Source organism: Stackebrandtia sp., from assembly GCF_035643755.1.
GTDB lineage: Bacteria > Actinomycetota > Actinomycetes > Mycobacteriales > Micromonosporaceae > Stackebrandtia.
This window is the reverse complement of the sequence record NZ_DASQPW010000045.1, coordinates 1-18,752: the sequence shown is the minus strand read 5'-3', so window position 1 is coordinate 18,752 and position 18,752 is coordinate 1. Positions and strand designations below refer to the sequence as shown.

Genomic DNA, 18,752 nt, shown 5'->3' with positions numbered 1-18,752 from the left:
CCGGCGCCCCGCAGTTCGGCGATGCGGTGCAGCAGGGGGCGAGCGTCCAGGTCCTCGGCGATGCGCGCGGCCTCGTCGAGCCGGCGCCGGGCGCCCGGTTCGTCGCCCGCGGACAGCGCGGCCTCGGCGGCGTCGACCAGGCTCTGCGCCAGCGGGTACGGCATCGACAGCGCGCGCCACGCCGCCACCGCCGCGTCGCACACGGACGGGCGAGCGTCCATGATGGCGCGAAAGGTACGCCGCCAGGCGTCGCCGATCTTCCGCAGTGGACGATCGTTGTCGAGCGCGCGCCACCGGTCGAGATCCCCGGCGGCGCCGAGGGAACCAGCCAGCCGCAGGGTTCGCGCGGCGACGGCCAGCACCTCCCACCATTCGGGAAACGACGCGAGGTGCTCGGCGTCGCCCAGCACCTCGTCGGCGACACCGCGGGCGGCGTCGACGTCGCCGCGGGCGAGGGCCAGATAGGCGTTGAACACCGACACGTGGATGCCGAACACCGGGTGGGGCTTGGTGAGCCCGACGACGGCGTCGCGGTACTCCACGGCCGCGGTCTCGTTGCCGCGCATCAGGTGCGCCATGCCCTGGGTCAACAGCAGGAGGCCCCGGTACAGCGGCGGCGGGTCCAGCTCGACGCCCTGGGTCACCACCCCCGCCTGCTCGTCCCACCGCCCCAGCATGAACAGGCCCGCCGCGAGGTTGGCGGCCAGCAGCGTTCCCCGGCTGCGTCCCAGACCCTTGCGGCGCGACAGCTCCAGGCCCTCCCGCGCCACGTCCACACTGGCCTCGATGGATCCGCTGAGCATCAGGACGACGCACTGCCACACGTAGCAGGTCAACAGGGTGGAATCGTCGCGCGCCTCGGCGGCGAGGCTTCGGGCCGCGGCGAAGTCGCGGTGCGCGGCGTCGACGTCCCCGTCGAGTCCCGCGGCGGCGGCCAGGGCGGCCATCGCCGTGGCCTGGGTGAGCGTGTCGTCGGCGCGGCGCCCCAGCTCCAACGCCTCGGAGGCCAGCTCGGGCACGGACCGGTGCTCCTGCACACCAACGAGTTGAGTGGCGATGCGGGCCAGGATCCAGCCCCGCAGCCCGATCTCGCCGGGCGGCAGCAGCTCCAGGGCGGCCCGGTCGTCGTCCACTCCGGAGCCCGACTCCCGCGAACGCAGCCAGGCCCGGATGCTCAGCGTCCGGGCGCGCCGCGTGGCGTCCCCGTTGTCCCCCAACAGGTCCAGGGCCCGATCGGCCAGGGCGATGCCGCGCGCCGTGTCGCCGCCGCGCACGCACGTCTCGGCGGCCACCGCGCACACCTCGGCGAGGTCGACGCCCACCGTCTCCTGAGGAGAGTCCACCTTATCCCAGAGCCGCAGCACGTACTCCAACATGCGAAGCCGGTCGTCGTAGGCGAAGACGCGCCCCGCGGCGTCGGCGGCCCGCCACGCGGCGGCGATCGCGCGATTCGGTTCGTCGGCGTAGCGCCAGTGCAGGGCCAGCTCCCCGATCACCCGGTGGGGCGGAAGCAGACCCGGCTCGGCCTCCAGAGTCTCGGCGTAGCGCCGATGCCAGCGTAGGCGTTGCCCCGGCAGCAGGTCGTCGTACACCGCCTCGCGGATCAGGGCGTGCCGAAACCGGTATCCGTCCTCGGTGGACTCCAGCAGGCCGGCGTCGATCAGCTCCCGCATCAGAGGCTCGAAGGCGTTGTGGGGTGGGGACTCCACGCAGGTCAGCAGCGCGTGGCCGACGTGGTCGCCTCCCACGGCGGCGCGCCCGAGCAGCTCGCGGGCGGGTTCGGACATCGCCCGCACGCCCGACAACAGCACATCGGACAGCGGCAGCGGCGCGTCATCGTCGTGTTCGGACAGTGCCTCGACGAACAGGGGGTTGCCGTGGCTGCGTTGGTGGATCCGCCGCACCCGGGCCGCGTCCGGTGCCGCGCCGGTGATCGCCGCCAACTGCCGCTCCACGTCGGGGCGGGTCAGGCGGCTCAGGCCGAGCTCGCGGACGTGGCGCAACCGCCGCAGTCCATTGACGACACCGTTCAGCCGGTGCGACAGGGGCACCTCGGTGGGGCGAAAGCTGCCGATCAGCAGCACCGGCGAGCCGGACAGGTTGCGGGCGAGGAAGTCGAACATGTCCATGCTGGAGGCGTCGGCCCAGTGCAGGTCCTCCACCACCAGCACCAGCCGGCGATCGACCGCCAGCCGTTCGATGAGGGTCAACAACTCCTCGTACAGGCGGGTGTTGCCGTAGCGATCGTCCGATGTGAACTCCTCCCCGAGATCCGGGAACCAGGACGCCAGCGCGTACGGACCCGACCCCGGCAACGCCCGCGCCACCGCCCCGGCGCCCCAGTGCCGCAGCGCCGATCGCACCACCGACACGAACGGCGCGAACGGCAGGCGGTCGGCGCCGTGCTCGACGCAACCGCCCCACAACACCGTGGCGTCGCAGGAGGCCGTGAACTCGCTCAGCAGTCGGGTCTTGCCGAGTCCGGGCTCGCCCGTCACCAGCACCGCCGCGCAGCCGCGATCGCCGGCGCGCCGCAGGGCCTCGGCCAGTTCGGCCGACTCGCGGGCGCGTCCGACGAACCGCGCGCTGACCACCGGCGAAACCACCGGGCAAGCATGCCCCGGCGGACAGGTAAATACCTAATTTTCCCGATGTGGCGTGGGCGGCTTTACGTGCAGATTTGTCGAGTCAGCACCACCGTCACCCGAAAAGGAACCCACCATGGCGTCGTCCGACATCACCCCGTTCACCATCGACATCCCCCGCTCGGATCGGGACTACCTGCGCGAGCGGCTGTCGCGCACCCGCTACGCCCAGGAGATCCCGGGCGCCGGGGCCGACTACGGCGTGCCGGTGGCGCGGGTGAAGCACCTCGTCGAGCACTGGCTGGAGCGCTTCGACTGGGGCGCGCTGCAGGCGCGGCTCAACGCCCACCCGCAGTTCACCACCGTCATCGACGGGCAGAACATCCACTTCCTGCACGTCACCTCGCCCGAGGCGGAGGCCATTCCGCTGCTGTTGACGCACGGCTGGCCCGGCACGGTCGTGGAGTTCCTCGACGTCATCGCGCCGCTCACCCGCCCCGACGGCGAGGGGCCCGCGTTCCACCTGGTCATCCCGTCGCTGCCGGGCTTCGGCTTCTCCGGCCCCACAAGCGAACGCGGCTGGGGAAGCGTGCGCACCGCCGCGGCGCTCGGCGAACTGATGCGGCGCCTGGGATACGAGCGCTACGGGCAGCACGGCAACGACGCCGGCTCGATGATCGCGCCGCAACTGGGCCGGATCGCGCCCGAGGCCCAGATCGGCGTGCACATCAACCAGGCGTTCAGCTTCCCGTCGGGCGACCCCGCCGAGATGGTCGACCTCACCGAGGACGAGGGGCGCGCCCTGGGTGTCCTGCAATGGTTCTGGGAGGAGAAGGGCGCCTTCAACACCGTGCACTCCCAGCAGCCGCAGACCCTGGCGCATGCCCTGGCCGACTCCCCGGCGGGTCTGCTCGGCTGGATGGACCAGCTGATGGGCGAGGGGGTGGACGACGACTTCGCCGTCGCCAACGCCGCGATCCACTGGCTCACCGGCACCTCGGCGTCGGCGATCCGCTTCTACTACGAGGACAAGAAGCGGCCGCTGTCCAGCGAGCCCACCACCTTTCCGGTGGGGGTCTCCAACCACGCCGACGACTTCCAGGGGATCCGCCGCTTCGCCGAGCGCGATCACCGCAACATCACCCAGTGGCTCTTCCACGAGGTCGGCGGCCACTACGCGGAGCACACCCACCCCGAGCTGTCGGTGGGAGACATTCGTCACTTCTTCGGCGAGATCATCAGGACAGGATCTGTCCGCAATGGCTCATAGCGTTCAAGGACCACATCGATTCCCAGTACAGGAGACATGACATGGCCGTCATCGAGGCGTCAGCCGAAACCCGAACCGAAGCGGCGCCCGAACCGGCGCCCTACCGCTGGCGCTGGGCGGCGCTGGCCGTCGTCCTGGCCGGCGGCGCCATGGAGCTGCTCGACTCGAGCGTCACCTCCATCGCCGGACCCACCATGCGCGCCGACCTCGGCGGCGGATCCGGCCTGATCCAGTGGCTCACCGCCGCCTACACCCTGGCGATGGTCGGCGGCCTGCTGATCGGCGCCCGGCTCGGCGACATCGTCGGGCGCAAGCCGATGTTCCTGCTCGGCACGACCGGCTTCGTCCTCGCCTCCCTCGTGGTGGCGGCCAGCCAGACGCCCGGCATGGCCATCGGCGCCCGCGTCGCCCAGGGCCTGCTCGGCGCGGCCATGGTGCCGCAGGTGTTCGGCCTGCTGCGGGAGATGTTCCCGCCGCACGAATCCCAAAAGGCCTTCGGCCTGGCGGGCCCGATCATGGGCGCCGCCGCGATCGGCGGGCCCAGCCTGGCCGGTTGGCTGATCGCCATGGACGTCCTCGGCCTCGGATGGCGGACGGTGTTCGCCATCAACCTGCCGATCGGTGCGGCGATCCTGATCGCGGCGATCGTCCTGGTGCCGCGCGGAACCGCCAGCCGAAAGTTCAGCCTGGACATCACCGGCGCGCTGCTGGCCGCGGTCGCCAGCGCCCTGCTGGTCTACCCGCTGGTGCAGGGCCGCGAGGAGGACTGGCCGCTGTGGTCGTTCGCGATGATCGCCGCGTCCCTCGTCGTGTTCGCGGTGTTCGGCGTCCACCAAAAGCGCCGCTTCGACTCCGGACGCGAGGTGCTGGTGATCCCGAGCCTGTTCCGCAAGCGGGCCTTCAACGGCGGCCTGGTGCTGGGCGTCCTGCTGATGGCGGCGATGGCGGGCATGGGCCTGGTCATGACCCTCCACATGCAACTCGGGCTGCACTACAGCCCGCTGCGCGCCGCGGTCGCGATGATCCCCTTCGCCGTGGCGATGGGCGGCACCATGGCCTTCGGCGACAAGCTGGCGGCCTACGGACGCAAGACGCTGCTGGCCGGCGCGCTCATCAAGGCCGCCGGGGTCGCCACGGTGCTCGTCACGCTGGAACTGGCCGGCACGGACCTTCAGTGGTACCAACTGATCCCGGGCCTGGCGCTGGCGGGCATCGGCGCGGCGATGTTCATGGGCCGCTACTTCGACTCGGTGATGAGCGGCGTCGAGCCGCACGAGATCGGCTCGGCCTCGGGCACCCTGACGTCGATCCAGCAGCTGGGCGCCTCCTTCGGGGTCGCGCTGCTGGGAACCATCTTCTTCGGACGGTTCACCGGCGACCCCGCGACGCTCGCATCGGCGTCGCGCACCACGCTCATCGTCACCGTGGCCGTGCTGCTGGTCGCGTTCGCCGCCGGGTTCGCCCTGCCCCGCAAGACCACCCACTGATCCCCATCCGCCGTGGTGTGCGAGGCTCAGCGCCCGCACACCACGGCGCGTACTCGCACGAAGGGACCCCGCATGGCCGCCCCGCTCCTCAGCCCCCGCGCCCTCAACCGGGCCCGCCTGCGCCGCCAATGGCTCACCGAACGCCGGCCGGCCACCGCGCTGGAGGCGATGGAACACGTGGTGGGAATGCAGGCCCAGCAGGGCGACGCGCCGTACTACCAGCTGTGGAGCCGCCTGCGGGACTTCGTCACCGACGACCTGTCGCGGCTGCTGACCGGGCGCCTGGCGGTGCGGGTGGTGCTGATGCGCGGCACCATCCACCTCGTCAGCGCCGCCGACTGCCGCCGCCTGCGCCCCGTCATCCAGCCCTTCCTGGACAAGATCCTGTTCAGCGGCAGCCAACAGGGGCGCCGCCTCACCGGCGTCGACACCGCGAAACTGGTCGCCGTGGGCGAGGAGCTCCTGGCATCGGAACCCCTGCACGTCAACGACCTCGCCGCGCGGCTGGGCGAACGCATCGCCGGCTTCGGCGGCGACGACCTGGCGTACGGGCTCAAGTGCGCCATGCCGCTGCTTCAGGTGCCGCCGCGCGGCGTCTGGGGCCGCGGCGGCGGCCTCGTGTACGCCTCGCCCCGGCAGTGGCTCGGCACCCCCGAAGCACCCTCCCACCTGGACGAGACCGTCCGCCGCTATCTGGCCGCCTTCGGCCCCGCCGGCGTCGCCGACTTCCAGGCCTGGTCCAGCCTGACCCGCACCGCCGAGGCGTTCGACCGCCTCGACCTGCGCCGCTACCGCGACGCCGACGGGCGCGAACTGTTCGACCTGCCCGACGCGCCGCCGCCCGACGCCGACGCCCCCGTGCGCCCGACCCTGTTGGGGCCCTTCGACAACATCCTGCTGTCCCACGCCGACCGCGGCTTCATCGTGCCCGAGCGCCATCGTGGAGGCGTGTTCACCAAGAACGGACTGATACCCGGCACCGTCCTCATCGACGGAATGGTCGCGGGCGCCTGGAAAACCAAGCTGGCCAAGAAGAAGGCCACCATCCACCTCGAACTGTTCGAGCCGGCGGGGCCGTCCGAACGCGAGGCCGTCGCCGCCGAAGCCGAGGCGCTGCTGGAATTCGCCGCACCCGCCGCGACCGAGCGACACGTCGAGCTGGCCGAGGCGTGACGCGTCCGGATAGCATGATCATCCATGTCATCTGGTTCGCGTCGCGGTCCCTCCACGTTCCTGCTCATCCTGATCGGGGTCGTGGCGCTGGCGGCCGGTTGGACCGCCCTGAACTTCCGGGGCGGTGTCGCCGACGTCAAGGACCTCTCCGACCGTCCCCATGCGACGGCCCTGGTGAAGACCTGCAAGAAGGCCGGCCCGATCAGCATCAGCGGCGTCGGATACTGGTGGACCTGCAAGGTCGCCATCACCACCAAGACCGGCCACCACTCCACCCAGACCTTCAACGGCTCCCAGTTCACGCCCGACGACAAGGGCAAGAAGTTCCCCCTGGCCGGGGCCGGACGCACCTCATCCACCTGGTCGCGCGCGGACGTGGACTCCAACAACATCGCCGTCATGTCGGCCGCGGCGGGCATGATCATCGGCATCATCGCGCTGATCGTGGCCGGACGCCGGCTGCTGCGGCGCTGACCACGGCGTCACAGCCACACCAGCGCCACCGAATTCATACCCACGTGCAGCACCTGATCGACGGCCGTCACCAGCAGCGCCGCCGTCACCGCGTCGGTGCCGTCGGCGAACCCGGTGTCGGCCGTGGCCGCCCACACCGGGCGCCGCGCCCGCGAAACGCACTGGTTGCGCAGCCGGATCAGCTGCTTGGCCAGGACGAAACGGTCGATGAGCAGGTGCGTCCCCGCGATCGCCGCCAACTGCAGCGGCGACAGCGTGATCAGCAGAAACACGACGGTGTAGACGGCGACGTGCGCCACCGCCGCCGGCCACGACTCGGGCTTGCGCCGCGCCATCCACGGCGTCTGCGCGACGAAGTCGCCGATGCCGTGCACGACGAGAGCCAGGACCAGGACGACGCCCGGGTCGTGCGCGAAAAGCCGCGCCACCATCGGCGCCTACTTCACGACCCAGGACGCGTCGCGTTTCTCCGCGAACGCCGCGACGCCCTCGCGTCCCTCCTCGGACAGGAAGAACTCGGCCGACGTCTTCGACAGCTCGGCCAGCTCCGCGCGGATGTCGGCGTCGCCGCGGCGCAGCAGCCGCTTGGCGCCCGCCAACGCGCCCGGCGCGCCCAGCGCCAGGTCCTCGGCGTACCCGGCCACCGCGATGTCCAGGTCCACCGCGGGCACGGCGCGGGTCACCAGGCCGATCGACTCGGCCCGCCGCCCGTCGAAGACGGTCCCGGTGAGATACAGCTCGGCGGCGTCGCGCGGGCGCAGACGCCGCAGCACCGGCGCCGAGATCACCGCCGGGACCACGCCGATCCGCACCTCCGTGAACGCGAACGTCGCCTCGGCCGCGCACACCGCGATGTCGGCCGCGGCGACCAGGCCCAGCCCGCCCGCCCGCGCCGGCCCGCCGACGCGCGCGATCACCGGCTTGTCGAACTCCCACAACCGGGCCAACACGTCGGTGAGCATCGCGGCGGGCACCTCGCCGGCCTCGCGGGCCGCGGCGGTCTCCTTCAAATCGGCGCCGGAACAAAACACCCGACCGGTGTGTCCCAGCACCACCACCCGCACGGCGGCGTCGGCGGCCGCGGCGTCCAGGTGCTCCAGCAGCTTCGTCATCAACGGAGTCGACAGGGCATTGCGGTTGGGCTCGCTGTTGAGCCGCAGGGTGGCCACGCCACGATCGACGTCGTATGTGACCAACTCGTCTGTTGTGTCGTCAGGCATGGCTCGTACCGTAGTACTCGTGCCTTCAGCCCTGCCCGACGGTGAACCCGCTCCCGACGACGGGGCGCTTCCCGCGGAACCCCTGGCGCGCATGGGAACGTGCGATTTCGGTGTCTACGTGCACGTTCCCTTCTGCGCCACCCGATGTGGTTACTGCGACTTCAACACCTACACCGCCGCCGAACTCGGCGGCGTCTCGCGCGACGACTATGTGGACGTGTTGGAGCGCGAATTCGCGCTGGCGGCGCGGGTGCTGGGCTCGGCGCGCCGCCCCGCCTCCACCGTGTTCGTCGGCGGCGGCACCCCGACGCTGCTGCCCGCCGACCAGCTGGCGCGGATCGTGGAGCTGGTGGACCGGTACATCGGCCTGGACGGCGACGCCGAGGTCACCACCGAGGCCAACCCCGAGACCGTCGACCTCGAATACCTGAAAACCCTGCGCGGCAACGGTTTTACGCGGCTGTCCCTGGGCATGCAGTCCACCGCCTCGCACGTGCTGGCGGTGCTGGAACGCCAACACACCCCCGGGCGCGCGCTGCGCGCCGCCGCCGAGGCCCGCGAGGCGGGCTTCGACCATGTCAACCTCGACCTGATCTACGGCACCCCCGGCGAACGCCCCGAGGACTTCGCCGCCAGCCTGGACGCCGTCGTCGCCTCGGGCTGCGACCACGTCTCGGCGTACGCGCTCATCGTGGAGGGCGGCACCCGCCTGGCCCGCCAGGTCTCGCGCGGCCGGATCCCCGCCCCCAGCGACGACGTCGCCGCCGACCGCTACCTCGCGGCCGACCGCGTCCTGTCGGACAACGGCTTCGCCTGGTACGAGGTGTCCAACTGGGCACGAGGCGAGACCGCCCGGTGCCGCCACAACATGCTGTACTGGCGCAACAACAACTGGTGGGGCTTCGGCCCCGGCGCCCACAGCCACGTCGGCGGCGTCCGCTGGTGGAACGCCAAACACCCCGCCCGCTACGGGCAGCGGCTCGGCGACGGGCTGTCCCCGGCCCAGGGGCGCGAACTGCTGACGAGCAGGGAACGTCACCTCGAGGACGTGATGTTGTGGACGCGCCTGTCCGACGGCCTGGCGTCGTGCGCCCTCGACGAGGCGGGCCGGCGCGGCGCCCGCAAGGCCCTGGCCGACGGCCTGATCGACGCCGCCTCCTGGGATTCCGGGCGCGTGCGGCTGACGCTGCGGGGCCGACTGCTGGCCGACGCGGTCATCCGGGACCTGGTGTCCTAGTCCTTGATGAACCGGAACGACGGACGGTACCGATACAGTTCGCCGCGCCTGGCCATCGACCCGGCCTTGCAGCTGACGACGACGGACCAGATCAGCAGACCGATCATCACGGGGACGTAGAGGAAGATCGCCAGGAATCCCGCCCCGCCGGCGGCGATGCCGATCGTGACACCAATGATGAGGCTGGCGAACACCCCCGCCAGGTAGAAGATGACGAACGACAAATGGAAATTCAACGCCGCCGTCGCGTGTTTCTTCACGTAGGGCGATCGCTGCCCGGAGACCAGGTAGTAGATCAGCGGGCCGATCCATCCCAGAACGCCGAGATAGTGGGCCATGGACGCCTCGGAGTAGTCCTGAGGTGTCGGCGGCCCACCGGCCCGCGGTGGCCCCGGTCTCATTGGCGGGACGGTGTATCCGTACTCGGGCGGGTGGACCGAGTGGTCGTGAGGATCTTGGGGATGCGTCACAGTTTCGAGGATAGGTCGCCGCGTGTGACGTGACGGCTGTGACGGGCCCGGTCTCACGGAAAGCAGGTACCCTTGGCACTCGTTACCGCGGAGTGCCAACTGGCGTGGCCGGACGACGAAGGGGAGGTGTGCGCCGATGCCCATGGGCGAACGCAAACTCGACGTTTTGCGCGCCATCGTCGAGGACTACGTGTCCACGCAGGAACCAGTGGGCAGCAAGTCGCTGGTGTCCCGCCACAGTCTCGGCGTGTCCGCCGCCACCATCCGCAACGACATGGCGGCCCTGGAGGACGAGGGCTACATCCACCAGCCGCACACCAGCGCCGGGCGGGTGCCCACCAACAAGGGCTACCGTCTTTTCGTCGACCGCCTGTCCAAGATCAAGCCGCTGACCGGCGCCGAACGCCGCGCCGTCCATCGCTTCCTCGACGAGGCCGTCGACCTCAACGACGTCGTCAACCGCACGGTGCGGCTGCTGGCCCAGCTCACCCGCCAGGTCGCCGTCGTCCAATACCCCAGTCTGTCGCGCAGCAGCGTCCGTCACCTGGAACTGGTGCCGCTCAGCGAAACCCGGCTCATGCTGGTCATGATCACCGACACCGGGCGGGTCGAGCAGCGGGTCATCGACATGCCCGAAGCGGTGCCCGACACCGATGTCCTCGAACTGCGCCAGACCCTTAACGACAAGCTGGTCGGCGTGCGGCTCACCGAGACGCCCATGGTGATCCAGACCCTCGTCGAGGAGGCCAGCGTCGAGGTGCGGGCGGCCATGGCGACGCTGTCCACCGTCCTGCTGGAGACCCTGGTGGAACGCGGCGAGGAACGCATCGCCCTGGCGGGCACCGCCAACCTCACCCGCAGCTCCCTCGACTTCTCGGGCTCCCTGCGCCCCATCCTGGAGGCCCTGGAGGAGGAGGTGGTGCTGCTCAAACTGCTGGGCGAGGTCGACTCGGGCTCGGTGCTGCACATCTGCATCGGCGAGGAGAACCAGATCGACGGCCTGGACGGCACCTCCGTGGTCTCCACGGGGTATGGTCCAGCCGGTGCGATCGTCGGCGGCCTCGGCGTGGTCGGACCGACCAGAATGGACTACCCCGGCACCATCTCCGCGGTGCGGACGGTCGCCCGGTACGTCAGCGAGATACTCGCGAAGAACTGACCATATTGGATTTTGACGGACGATGACATCGAGAGCACACGTGGCCAAGGACTACTACCAGATACTGGGCGTTCAGCGCGACGCCACTCCTGACGACCTCAAGAAGGCGTACCGCAAGCTGGCGCGTGAGTTCCACCCCGACGTGAACCCCTCGCCCGAGGCGCAGGAGAAGTTCAAGGACATCAACGCCGCCTTCGAGGTCCTCTCCGACCCCCAGAAGCGCCAGATCGTCGACATGGGCGGCGACCCCCTGGCCCCGGGCGGCGGCGGAGGCCCCGGCGGCCCCGGCGGCGCCCCCTTCATGGGCTTCCAGGACATCATGGACGCCTTCTTCGGCGGCGGAGGCATGGGAGGCGGCCGCGGCCCCCGCCCGCGCCGCCGCCCCGGCTCCGACGCCGTCCTGCGCCTCGAGCTCACCCTCAAGGAGGCCGCCTTCGGCATGGAGTCGCCCATCACGGTCGACACCGCGGTCCTGTGCACCCAGTGCGAGGGCTCGGGAGCCGCGGACGGCGCCGCCCCCGAAACCTGCGACACCTGCGGCGGCGCGGGCGAGGTCCAAAACGTCCAGCGCACGATCCTCGGCCAGGTCGTCACGGCCCGCCCCTGCCCCTCCTGCAGCGGCTACGGCTCCATCATCACCAACCCCTGCAACAAATGCGGCGGCGACGGCCGCGTCCGCACCCGCCGCAAGCTCACGGTCAAGATCCCCCCGGGCGTCGAGGACGGCATGCGCATCCGCCTCGGCGGCCAGGGCGAGGTCGGCCCCGGCGGCGGCCCCGCCGGCGACCTCTACGTCGAGATCCACGAAAAGCCCCACGACGTCTTCACCCGCGAGGGCGAGGATCTCCACTGCAAGCTGAAGCTCCCCATGACGGCCGCGGCCCTCGGCACCCGCCTGACGGTAGACACACTGGACGGACAGGAAACCGTCGACGTCCACGCGGGCACCCAACCCGGGTCGACCCTGCGCATCCGCGGCGCGGGAATCCCCGTGCTCCGCGGCGGCGACACCCGCGGCGACCTGTACGTCCACCTCGACGTCCGCACCCCCACCAAGATCGACGCCGAACAGGAGCGAGTGCTACACCAGCTCGCGGAACTGCGCAGCGAGGAGATCGTGGAACCCGTGCGCGGCAACGGTTTCTTCTCGCGGATGCGCGACGCGTTCAACGGCCACGGTTAGGGACGCTATGGAGTGGCGAGGTTCTGGAGCTTCGCGCGGAGCTTCGGGGCCTCGGGCACGTCGAGGCGCGTGAAGATCTCGAGGGCTTCGGTGTGGCAGCGGGTGGCCTCGGTGTGGTCGTTGAGGCCCAGGTGTGCGTCGCCGAGGGCTTCCAGGGAGCGGGCGAGGTGAAGAGGTGAAGTTCGCTCGGATCGGTAGTATGAGCATGCTCGTTGAGCATGGGACACTGCCTCCGAGTACTTCTTTCTTGCGGACTCCACACGCGACAGTATCCGTTCGCGCCCGCCGACATCGACGCCACTTCGCTGTATGGAGTCAAAGAGTTCCTTCGCTGTTGTGAGGCGCTCGACGGCCCGATCGACGTCGCCGAGGTCCAAATAGAGATCTGCTTCGTGATGAAATATCTCCACGTGGAGCTGGCCCCTGCCCTCCAGTTGAGCTATGGAGGAGGACTGTCTATAGTGCTCGAAAGCTTCGTGCGTTCGTCCCTGAACTTGTGCGACCTGTCCAAGAATGTTATGAGCCATGGCAATCGATTTCGTCGCGCCTATCTGCACGGCAATGTCAATCGCGTGCTGTGAGGCGGCGACAGAGTCGGCGTACCGCCCCATCTCAAGGTAAAGGTGCCCGAAATGATTCAGGAGGACAGTTTTCATCGCACTGTCGGCCGCGGAGATTTCGAAAGCACGAGATAGGCAATCCTGCGCCTCGTTGAACTTACCGACGGCCGAGTAGGTATATCCCAGGCTGCCGAGCTGGATCGCCAGTAGCGGCTGGTCATCGAACTCCTCAGTGATGGCGATGGCACGCCTCAAATACCGCTCGGCCGCATCGTGGGCGCCGCGGGCATGGCTTGCGGTGCCCAGGTTTCCCATGATTCTGCCCTTGAGCTCGCGATGCTTGTCGTCCGTCAGAAGGTCCGTGGCGTCGGTGAAGTGTCGGACCGCGCTGTCAAGATTTCCCGTGGACGCGTGGATCGCCGCCAGGGCGTTCAACGTGCGAGCTTGCCCCGCCACGTCTCCGTGCTTTTTAGCGGACTTGTTTGCGATTTCGGCATGGTCCCGCAAAACGCGAAGATCCTGGCCAGTGCTGGCATACCAGGCAAATTGCCTCGTGAGCGTCGCGAGCCTCGGGTGGCTCGACAGGGTCTCGCAGGCGGCGATCGTATTCTCAAACTCCGCGATGGAAACGTTCGAAGGATCGCTGTACCAGTCGATGAGGCAATCCGTTGCCTTGGTTCGAAACGCTTCGGTCAGTTCCGACGACGCCAGCCGTCGAGCATACAACCGCACCAGGTCATGGAGCTTGAATCGCCCTGACTGCGGCTGCTGGAGAAGGTGAGCCGATTCCAACTGCTGGAACACCGATGCGACGGATACCGCTGACAGGCCAGACACCGCCGCGCCGAGACCGCAGGTGAAGTCGTCGCCAGGTATGAGTCCCAGGGAGACGAACACACGCTGTGCGTTCTCGTCGAGCGCACGGAACGAAAGGCCGAAGACCGCGGACAGGTCGGTACTGCGATCACCCGCAATGCGGAGATGGGAAAGTCGCGATTCGTCATCGATCTCGTTGCCAAGCTGGGCGAGTGTGACCCCAGAGCGTTGAGCAAGGTTCGCAGCAGCGACACGAATGGCCAGGGGAAGATGTCCACACAGTTCGGCGAGGCGATTCGCGGCGTCGACTTCTTCGAGCGCGGCGGACCCAAGCAACTGCTCGAGTAGTTCGAGAGCCTCCTTGGGTGAGAGAACGTCCAGATCGACGGAGAGGGCGTCGTGGGTGGACACGAGATCTTTCAGATGGTTTCGGCTGGTTATCAATGCCAAGCAGCCAGCGCTTTCGGGAAGGAGCGGGCGAACTTGTTCTGAGTTGTGTGCATTGTCCAATAGAACGAGCATCCGCTTGTCGGCCAGAAGATGCCGAAACAGGGTCGACGCCTGGTCCAGCTGGGATGGGATTTCCGCTGTGGAAACACCCATGGATCGCAGCAATCGTGATATCGCGTCGAAGGGCGTGATGGGCTCACGTTCATCGAAGCCGCGCAAATTGATGTAGAGCTGGCCATCGGGATACGTCGAACGCCGCAATCGCCCCCAATGGACTGCCAGCGCGGTCTTACCCACTCCGCCAATCCCCGCGATCGCGGATACGATGCCCGCACGAGCCCCGCTGTCGTGCAATTGGTCAAGGGCCGCAAGTTGTGCACCGCGGCCCGTAAAGGTGCCGATATCGGCGGGAAGTTGTGACGGCAGGGGCATTGCCATCACGGAGCTTGTTTGATTCGCGATGCGCTCCGATCGGGGAAACAGCGCAGCATCCTCGGTCAGGATACGGATCTTCATGTCGTTGAGCTCGGGGCTGGGATCGATGCCGAGCTCGTCGGTCAAGACGGAACGAAGATTGTGGAAGATCGTCAGGGCTTCGGCGCCACGACCCAATTGAAACAGCGTTCGCATGAGGCGGGCGGTAAGGCGCTGTCTCCGAGGATGCGCGTCAACAAGATCTCGGAGCCTCTCGACGATGCGTTCGGGATCACCGAGTTCCAGCGTGACCTCGGCGAACTCTTCGAATGTGGATAGATATAGATCTTCGACACGCCTTGAGGCGGGCTCCAATGTTTTGCCCCCCAAGCCATGCAGCAGGGGGCCGCGCCATAGGGCGAGTGCGTCCTCATATTGGTCTATGGCCGACAGTTCCTCGTGGCGTGCCGCATCGTCCCGTGCTTGTTGAATCCTGGCTTCGAATCGACGCAAATCAAGATCGTCTTGTTCGATGACTATGCGATAGAGCTGTCCCTCCCGCTCAATCACATCCGCGCGCAGGGATAGAAGGAATCGCCGCAATGCGGCCATCGCGTTTTGAACCTGACGTTCTGCTGTGGATGGAGGATCGTAATCCCAGAGAAGATCGACCAGCCACGATATCGAGACGGCTCGGCCCGAGTTGAGAAGCAAACCTGCTAGCAGTTTCGGGTGATGGCGTCCGCTGAGCTTGATTTGTCTGGGACCGTCCCACACTTCAAGCGCGCCGAGAACGCGAAAATCCACCGTCGTCTCCGTTTCGTAGGGGTTTACTCACGATAGACGGCAAGGCGGGGCGGCGGCTTGCCCGCGGCCAGAGGCCTTCAGGCCCTGGCGACCCCGATGGGGCAGCTCATTCCGTTCGGGCCGTGGTTGCAGTAACCATCGGGGTTCTTGTCGAGGTACTGCTGGTGATAGTCCTCGGCGAGGAAGAACTCCCCAGCGGGCGCGATCTCCGTGGTGATCGGGCCCAGACCCGCGGCCGTCACCACGGGCTGGAACGCGTCCTTCGACGCCGCCGCGGTCGTGGCCTGCTCGTCCGTGGTCGTGTAGATCGCCGAGCGGTATTGCGTCCCCACGTCGTTGCCCTGGCGGTTGCCCTGCGTCGGGTCGTGGTTCTCCCAGAACGCCTTCAGCAGGGTCTCGTACGAGACGACGGACGGGTCGTACACCACCCGCACCACTTCGGCGTGGCCCGTAGTTCCCGTGCACACCAACGGATAGTTCGGGCTCGGGTGCGTTCCGCCCGCGTACCCCACCGACGTCGAATAGACGCCCTTCAGCTGCCAGAAGATCCGTTCGGCGCCCCAGAAGCAGCCCATCCCGAAGACGGCGGCCTCCATGCCCGACGGCACGGGGCCAGTGAGCGGAGTGTCCAGGACGGTGTGGCGGTCGTCGGTCATGCGTTCCAGTATGCGCGGCGCCGTGCCCGAATCGCCGAGGTTGTGGCGCACACAGCAACAGGGCGGACTCGATCAATCGAGTCCGCCCTGCCGGGAGCGATGCCCAGACGCTCCCTGGGTGAGGCTGTTAGCGGCCCGAGCTGCCCGAACGGCCCGAGTCGTCGGAGCTGCCGGAGTCGCTGGAGCTGCTCGAGTCGGATCCGCTGGAGTCGCTCGAGGAGCTGGAGTCGGAGGACGAGTCGCTGGAGGAGTCGTCGGGACGTCCAGCGCTGGCCTCGCGGTCGGCGTGGTCGTCGTCCGAGGAGCCCGAGTCGCCACTGTCGGAGTGGTCGTCGGCGCCCGCTCCAGAGCCGTCGTCGGCGCCCGCGTCGTCGGTGCCGTCAGACGAGCCGTCGTCGGAGGTCGGGTCGTCGCCAAGGCCGTCGGTGGACGAACCGTCGTCGTGGCCCGAACCGTCGTCGGTCAGCGGGTCGTCTCCGAGGAGCCCGTCACCGAAGGTGTCGTGGTCGGAGTAGTCGCTGGGGTCGTCGTAGCCAGGGTCGTCGGCGGTCGGGTCGTCGGCCGTGGAGTCGTCCCCGTGGTCGTCGAACGTGTCATCCAGGCCGAAGCTGTCGTCAGTCATGTCCGGGGTCCTTCCCTCGGTGGTGGTTTCAGTGTGTGGGCATGGGACGGGCCCGGTGTTTAAGCCGGGCCCGTCGTGCCGAGAACGCTGCCCACACGCCCCCGGAAGTCAGCTTCAGGCGTTGCCGTAGCCGTCGGAGCCGGTGTCAGTGGTGACCTCGTTGGAGTCGAAGGTGCCGTCGTTGTTGGCGTCGACGCCCGAGACGTCGTAGTCGCCATCGCCGTCAGTGTCGGCGTAGACCTCTTCGGCGTCGCCGTCACTGTCGCTGTCGACAACCTCGTAGTTGGCGGTTCCATCGCTGTCGGTGTCGACCAGGTAGTCGTCACCCGCGGAGGTGTGATCCACCTCGATGGTGTCTTCGTGACCGTCGCCGTCGACATCGGCTTCGTAGTAGTCAGACATTTGTGGTTCCCTCTCCCAAGAGTTTTTGATCAGGCGTTGTCCGTTGAACGCATCCGACCATACGGTCTTTTGGCGCGTCATTGAATCACAGATTCGTGCCAGCGTCTTCAACGGACTTTGCGTTATTCACCTGGTACGTAAAGTGCCCGCTGTCCAGTGAAATCGCCGCTTGGCGTCGGTTAGCGTATGGACTCATGACTGCCGATCATCAGGGTTTCGCCACCCGCGCCATTCACGCCGGACAAGCCGCCGACCCGCGCACCGGTGCGGTCGTTCCGCCGATCTACGCCACCTCCACCTACAAACAGGACGGTGTCGGCGGGCTGCGCGAGGGGTTCGAGTACTCACGTACCAAGAACCCCACCCGCCAGGCGCTCGAGGAATGCCTTGCGGCGCTTGAGAATGGCCGTCATGCTTTCGCGTTCGCCTCGGGGCTGGCCGCCGAGGACACGCTGCTGCGGGCGCTGCTCGCCCCCGGTGATCACATCGTCTTTCCCGACGACGCGTACGGCGGCACCTTTCGCCTCTTCGACAAGGTCGCCGTGAAGTGGGGGCTGGAGTACACGCCCACCAAGGATTCCCACGTCGACGGGGTGCGCGCCGCGATCCAGTCCAACACCAAGATCGTGTGGCTGGAGTCGCCGACGAATCCGCTGCTCAACATCTCCGACATCGCCGCGATCTCGCAGGCCGCGCACGACGCGGGCGCGATCGTCGTGGTGGACAACACCTTCGCGTCGTCCTATCTGCAGCAGCCCTTGAACCTCGGCGCCGACATCGTCGTCCACTCCACCACCAAGTACATGGGCGGACACTCCGATGTGGTGGGTGGCGCCCTGGTCGTCAACGATGACAAGCTCGCCGAGACCCTGGCGTTCCATTCCAACTCGATGGGCGCCATCTCCGGGCCCTTCGACTCGTGGCTCACCCTGCGCGGCATCAAGACCCTGGCGGTGCGGATGGAGCGCCACTGCGACAACGCCGAGCGGATCGCCGAGTGGCTCACCCGCCACCCGCGGGTCACCAGGGTGTTCTACCCGGGGCTCGAGGATCATCCGGGTCACGAGATCGCCGCCAAGCAGATGCGGCGCTTCGGCGGCATGGTGTCGTTCCAGGTGAGCGGCGGCGAGGAGGCGGCCGTGGAGATCTGCGACCGGGCCCGGCTGTTCACGCTCGGGGAGTCGCTGGGCGGCGTGGAGTCGCTCATCGAGCATCCCGGGCGGATGACGCACGCCTCGGCGGCGGGCTCGCCGCTGGAGGTGCCGTCGGACCTGGTGCGGTTGTCGGTGGGCATCGAGGACGCCGACGACCTGATCGCCGATCTCACCCAGGCCATGGGGGACAGACATTGAGTTGGACCCGGGCGACGGCCCGCCAGATCGCGCGCGCGGTCCGGCGGGGTGACGTGAACGCCGCGACTGTCGCCGCCGAGCACATTGCCGAGGGGGACGCCGTCGCGGCGATCTCCGGGGCGTTCACCGCGAGCCGGGCCAGCACCGCGCTGGCCGAGGCCGCGACCGTCGACACCCTGCCCGACCTGGCGAGCCTGGCGCTGGCCGGGGTGCCGGTGGCAGTGTGCGAGCGGTTCGCCGTGGCGGGGCAGCAGACGCGGCACGGTTCGGCGGCGACCCTGTTGCCGGTGGCCGGGCGCGATCACGAGATGGTGCGGCGGCTGCGGGGCGCGGGTGCCGTCGTGCTGGGCGCCACCCGGGCCAGCGAGCTGGGGTTGTGGGCGTCCACCGACGACGGGCAGGGGCCGCTGGCGAA

17 protein-coding genes are annotated in these 18,752 nt (G+C 68.6%); 9 read left to right on the top strand and 8 right to left on the bottom strand.

Annotated elements, in window-relative coordinates; translation table 11 throughout:
• Positions 1–2,606: ATP-binding protein (locus VE172_RS03350; protein ID WP_324797153.1), on the bottom strand; the 2,606-nt coding region annotated here is incomplete at its 3' end.
• Between the two features lie 115 nt (positions 2,607–2,721).
• Here VE172_RS03350 and VE172_RS03345 point away from each other — a divergent pair.
• The 4 genes from VE172_RS03345 to VE172_RS03330 all read left to right on the top strand — a co-directional run bounded on the left by VE172_RS03345 (position 2,722) and on the right by VE172_RS03330 (position 6,989).
• A complete protein-coding gene (locus VE172_RS03345) occupies positions 2,722–3,855 on the top strand; it encodes an epoxide hydrolase family protein (protein WP_324797151.1) in 1,134 nt (377 codons plus the stop codon).
• Positions 3,856–3,896: 41 nt separating this feature from the next.
• Entirely contained in the window at positions 3,897–5,342 is a 1,446-nt protein-coding gene (locus VE172_RS03340; protein WP_324797149.1) for an MFS transporter, read from the top strand.
• Positions 5,343–5,414: 72 nt separating this feature from the next.
• On the top strand, positions 5,415–6,515 hold the full coding sequence (locus VE172_RS03335; protein WP_324797147.1) for a winged helix DNA-binding domain-containing protein: 1,101 nt from the start codon (positions 5,415–5,417) through the stop codon (positions 6,513–6,515).
• A gap of 24 nt (positions 6,516–6,539) precedes the next feature.
• On the top strand, positions 6,540–6,989 hold the full coding sequence (locus VE172_RS03330) for a DUF6346 domain-containing protein (protein ID WP_324797144.1): 450 nt from the start codon (positions 6,540–6,542) through the stop codon (positions 6,987–6,989).
• An 8-nt stretch (positions 6,990–6,997) separates the two neighbouring features.
• On the opposite strand, the gene VE172_RS03325 is transcribed toward VE172_RS03330, so the two are convergent.
• Positions 6,998–7,420, bottom strand: coding sequence for a DUF3307 domain-containing protein (locus VE172_RS03325; RefSeq protein WP_324797141.1), 423 nt, complete (start codon positions 7,418–7,420; stop codon positions 6,998–7,000).
• 6 nt (positions 7,421–7,426) lie between these two features.
• The gene (locus VE172_RS03320) at positions 7,427–8,209 is read right to left on the bottom strand and encodes an enoyl-CoA hydratase-related protein (protein WP_324797138.1); all 783 of its coding nucleotides are present in this window, start codon (positions 8,207–8,209) and stop codon (positions 7,427–7,429) included.
• Here VE172_RS03320 and hemW point away from each other — a divergent pair.
• Positions 8,208–9,446, top strand: coding sequence for a radical SAM family heme chaperone HemW (hemW, locus tag VE172_RS03315; RefSeq protein ID WP_349258234.1), 1,239 nt, complete (start codon positions 8,208–8,210; stop codon positions 9,444–9,446). The two genes, VE172_RS03320 and hemW, sit on opposite strands and share 2 nt — an antisense overlap.
• On the opposite strand, the gene VE172_RS03310 is transcribed toward hemW, so the two are convergent.
• The gene (locus VE172_RS03310) at positions 9,443–9,847 is read right to left on the bottom strand and encodes a DUF4870 domain-containing protein (RefSeq protein ID WP_324797133.1); all 405 of its coding nucleotides are present in this window, start codon (positions 9,845–9,847) and stop codon (positions 9,443–9,445) included. The genes hemW and VE172_RS03310 overlap by 4 nt on opposite strands.
• 205 nt (positions 9,848–10,052) lie before the next feature.
• On the opposite strand from VE172_RS03310, the gene hrcA reads away from it, so the two are divergent.
• Together hrcA and dnaJ are read left to right on the top strand one after the other, a co-directional pair.
• The gene (gene hrcA, locus VE172_RS03305; protein ID WP_324797130.1) at positions 10,053–11,075 is read left to right on the top strand and encodes a heat-inducible transcriptional repressor HrcA; all 1,023 of its coding nucleotides are present in this window, start codon (positions 10,053–10,055) and stop codon (positions 11,073–11,075) included.
• 40 nt (positions 11,076–11,115) lie between these two features.
• Positions 11,116–12,258, top strand: coding sequence for a molecular chaperone DnaJ (gene dnaJ, locus VE172_RS03300; RefSeq protein WP_349258235.1), 1,143 nt, complete (start codon positions 11,116–11,118; stop codon positions 12,256–12,258).
• Between the two features lie 5 nt (positions 12,259–12,263).
• Here the strand turns inward: dnaJ and VE172_RS03295 are convergent, their stop codons facing one another.
• The 4 genes from VE172_RS03295 to VE172_RS03280 form a co-directional block, all read right to left on the bottom strand.
• Complete coding sequence (locus VE172_RS03295; RefSeq protein ID WP_324797125.1) at positions 12,264–15,305, bottom strand: AfsR/SARP family transcriptional regulator; 3,042 nt, start codon at positions 15,303–15,305, stop codon at positions 12,264–12,266.
• A 77-nt stretch (positions 15,306–15,382) separates the two neighbouring features.
• Positions 15,383–15,961 (bottom strand): peptide-methionine (S)-S-oxide reductase MsrA, encoded by a 579-nt coding sequence (gene msrA / locus VE172_RS03290; RefSeq protein ID WP_324797123.1) that lies wholly within the window; start codon positions 15,959–15,961, stop codon positions 15,383–15,385.
• Between the two features lie 127 nt (positions 15,962–16,088).
• Positions 16,089–16,583 (bottom strand): hypothetical protein, encoded by a 495-nt coding sequence (locus VE172_RS03285; protein WP_324797120.1) that lies wholly within the window; start codon positions 16,581–16,583, stop codon positions 16,089–16,091.
• A 114-nt stretch (positions 16,584–16,697) separates the two neighbouring features.
• Positions 16,698–16,985 carry a hypothetical protein gene (locus tag VE172_RS03280; protein ID WP_324797118.1) on the bottom strand — a complete coding sequence of 96 codons (288 nt, stop codon included), beginning with the start codon at positions 16,983–16,985 and terminating at the stop codon, positions 16,698–16,700.
• Between the two features lie 194 nt (positions 16,986–17,179).
• Between VE172_RS03280 and VE172_RS03275 the strand changes: the two genes are divergently transcribed.
• Positions 17,180–18,337, top strand: a complete 1,158-nt coding sequence (locus VE172_RS03275; protein WP_324797116.1) for a cystathionine gamma-synthase — start codon at positions 17,180–17,182, stop codon at positions 18,335–18,337.
• 53 nt (positions 18,338–18,390) lie between these two features.
• A partial coding sequence (locus VE172_RS03270; protein WP_324797113.1) for an amidase family protein occupies positions 18,391–18,752 on the top strand: 362 nt, incomplete at its 3' end.